Annotated in this window: 2 protein-coding genes; both read right to left on the bottom strand. The window is 62.6% G+C overall.

Going from position 1 to position 3,060, the window contains the following annotated elements:
* Positions 1–2,119, bottom strand: a 2,119-nt coding sequence (locus AAC083_RS19970; protein ID WP_108537539.1) for a glycoside hydrolase family 2 TIM barrel-domain containing protein, incomplete at its 3' end; no start/stop codon positions are given.
* 190 nt (positions 2,120–2,309) lie between these two features.
* The coding region (locus AAC083_RS19965; protein ID WP_108537538.1) for a substrate-binding domain-containing protein at positions 2,310–3,060 on the bottom strand (751 nt) is incomplete at its 5' end.

Here is a 3,060-nt window from a genome sequence, read left to right as displayed (position 1 = left end):
GCACTATGGCCAGATCCAGCGAGGCGAGGGAGCCCGCCGCAAAGGTGGGCAGCGTCCCGGTCAGGGTCAACTCGACTACCCCTTGCGGCGCCAACATGAGGGAGAGCTCCCCCTGCTGCATCACATGGCCGTTCTCGCACAGCTGCCAGCAAAGCCGTTCGTTATCGGTGGCGCGGAACAGGTATTCGCTCTCGATCCGCACCCGCAGCGGGGTGTGCTGGAGCAGGCTGAAGCGGAACGGCTGCTGGGCCCGTTTCGCCTCGCACAGGGCGGGATGGGGGGTGCGATCCGGGAACAGCAGGCCGTTGCAGCAAAACTGGCGATCATTGGGCTGGTCGCCGAAGTCACCGCCGTAGGCCCAGTAGTGACGGCCATCGTCGGTCTGCTTGTCGAGCCCCTGATCCATCCAATCCCACACGAAACCGCCCTGCAGCCGGGGGTGATCACGAAACGCCTGCCAGTACTGGGCGTAGCCCCCCAGGCTGTTGCCCATGGCATGGGCGTATTCGCAGAGGATCAGCGGACGGGTCTCGTCCGGCAGGCCGATCCACTTGGCCAGCGCCCACTTTGGCACGGCCGGAAAGGGCTGATCCTGATGGGTGCGCGCATACATAGGGCAGATGATGTCGGTGGCCGCAGTATCGGCGCCGCCCCCCTCGTACTGCACCGGACGGCTCGGGTCGCTGCCCTTGACCCAGCCATACATGGCATCGTGGGCCGGGCCATAGCCCGACTCGTTACCCAGCGACCAGATGATGATCGAGGGGTGGTTGAAGTCGCGCGCCACCATGCGGGTCGCCCGCTCCAGAAAGGCATTGCTCCAGGCCGGATCCCGCGCCAGCCGCCCCATGGGGGTCATGCCGTGGGTCTCCAGATTTGCCTCGTCCACCACGTAGAGGCCGAGCCGATCGCAAAGGCGGTAAAACTCCGGATGGTTGGGGTAATGGGAGCAGCGCACCGCGTTGAAGTTGTGCTGTTTCAGCAGCCGCAGATCCCGCGCCATGGTGGCGGGGGTCACCACGTGGCCCTGGGCCGCATCGTGTTCGTGGCGGTTGGCACCACGGATCAGCAGAGGCTGGCCATTGACTCGCAGCAGACCGCCCTTGATCTCCACGGCCCGAAAGCCCACATCATAGGCCTCGCTCTCGATGGGCTCGCCCTGCTCGCCGAGCAAGGTCAGGGTCAGCCGGTAGAGGTGGGGTGTCTCGGCGCTCCACTTGCGAGGGGCCGTGACCGCCAGCCACAACTCGCAGCGATCCTCATAGGCCCCCTTCTCGTCGATGGTTGAGGTGCCAAGCCGCTGGCGCAGGTTGGCCACCCGCTCCGTGCCGTCGTAGAGGCTGACCTCCACTGACAGACCCATTGCGTTGGCGGCCTGCAGCGCGATCTTGAGACCTGCATCCCGATAGCAATCATCCAGCACGGGCGTCAGCCGCACATCCATCAGGTGGCGATCGGGTTTGTGCAGCAGACTAACGGAACGGAAGATACCACTCAGGCGCCACATGTCCTGATCCTCCAGATAGGAGCCATCTGACCAGCGCAACACCAACACCGCCAGCCGGTTACTGCTGGCCTGCAGAAAGGGGCTGAGATCGAATTCGGCGGGCAGCCGGCTGTCCTGGGAGTAGCCTACCCAGTGGCCGTTGCAGAACAGGTAGAAGGCGCTGTCGACCCCGTCGAAGATGATGCGGGTCTGGCCGCTGGCCAGCCAGTCGGCGGGCAACTCAAACTCGCGAGAGTAGCAGCCGGTCGGATTGGCAGCAGGCACCCTGGGCGGATCGCAAGGGAAGGGGTACTTGATGTTGGTGTAGATGGGGCTGTCCGTGAGCGGACGCGATGCCGGGTAGGCGGCATCCAACTGCCAGTTGCCCGGCACCGTAATGGGGCAGGCATCCGCCAGATCCTGCGCCAGCCAGCCTTCGGGCACCCGCTCGGGTGCGGCAAAGAAAGAGAAGCGCCACTCGCCATCGAGCAAGAGACGGGAAGAAGAAGCCAGATCATCCCTGGCATCCGCTTCGCTGCGCCAGCTGACCATGGGGGTATGGGCAGCCAGCCGGTTTACCGACGTAATGGCCTGGGTCTGCCAATCCTGACGTGCCACTATCTCCCTGAGCATTCACTCTCTCCCTGCTGATTGGAAAACCTCTTCAGTCTAGAGAAGTATGACGCAGGGAACGGCGATCTTGCTCACACAGATGTAAACGATTACACCAATTTTGTTAAGTAAAACGGAGTAAAAATGATTAAAAACCAGGTAAAAAAATAAACGCGCATAACACGACCTCGAACGAGGCCGTGACTGATCGCTATCCGGCCCGAACCGGTGCGACCGAGTGGCGATTGATCAGCGTGGGAGTATAAATCCGGCTCTGGGTCGCCTCACTCTCCCCCGCCGCCAGCTGAATAGCCAGCTTGGCAGCCTGGGCAGCCATCAGCTCGATGGGATAGCGCATGGTGGAGAGCTTGGGTCTCAGGTATCTGGCATAGATGATGTCATCGAAGCCCACCACAGAGACCTCCTCCGGCACCTTGAGGCCATTATCCGCCAGCACCGAGATGGCGCCAGCCGCCATGGCGTCGTTATAGGCCACTACGGCGGTCACCCTGAGCCCCTTGGCCAACAGGTTGAGCATGGCGCGCTCGCCCCCCTCCTCGCTCGGTGTGCCGCTCTCGATCAGCTCCGGATTTGCTGCCAGACCCGCCTCCATCAACCCGTCCTGATAGCCCTGCAGACGCAAGGTGGCATCCTCAATGGCGTGATCCGAGCTGATAAACGCGATATGGCGATGGCCCAAATCGATCAGATGACGGGTCGCCGTAGCGGCTCCCAACCGGTTGTTAAGGGCGATGCAGCGTCCCTTGAGGGCAGGAATATCGCGGTTGATCAGCACCATGCCGGGCACCCGCATGGCGTAGTCGATAAGCTCCTCGTCGCTCAGCGCCTTGCTGTGCACCACCAGCGCCTCGCAGCGCTTGCCGATCAGCAACTCGATGGATTCCCGCTCTTGTTGCGCCCTGTGAAAACCATTACCCATCAACAGGTGCAACCCCTGCCCC

Origin of the sequence: Aeromonas sp. HMWF014, from assembly GCF_963878295.1 — a bacterium.
GTDB classification, from domain to species: Bacteria; Pseudomonadota; Gammaproteobacteria; order Enterobacterales; family Aeromonadaceae; genus Aeromonas; species Aeromonas popoffii.
The sequence above is the reverse complement of the archived record's forward strand: the minus strand, read 5'-3'. Positions and strand labels throughout refer to the sequence as shown.